Annotated in this window: 1 protein-coding gene; it reads left to right on the top strand. The window is 34.5% G+C overall.

Going from position 1 to position 275, the window contains the following annotated elements:
- Positions 1-275 (top strand): hypothetical protein (locus SB764_RS39945; protein WP_410866740.1); only part of this gene is annotated, 275 nt, incomplete at both ends.

Raw genomic sequence — 275 nt, 5'->3', positions numbered from 1 at the left:
CAATAAGTGATTTACATACGCTTTATGGTTGGGCAAAACCAAAGCATCCTCTTGTATCGCTTATTGATCTAACTGAAATTAACAGAAGCAATATCGAAAAAAATGCCTTTTATAGGATGGGCTTTTATAGCATCCTTTTTAAAAAATTTAGCGGTGTTGTAAAGTATGGTATGTCTTATTATGATTTTACTGAAGGCACGTTGATGTTTACAGAACCTAATCAAGTTATTTCTTTAAGCCCCGACCTTCAAGTAGAGGAAGGTTGGGGCTTAATA

It is taken from the genome of Paraburkholderia sp. SIMBA_027 (assembly GCF_046535315.1).
GTDB classification, from domain to species: Bacteria; Pseudomonadota; Gammaproteobacteria; order Burkholderiales; family Burkholderiaceae; genus Paraburkholderia; species Paraburkholderia tropica.
Note: the sequence above shows the minus strand (reverse complement) of the source record. Positions and strands in the feature narration are given on the sequence as shown.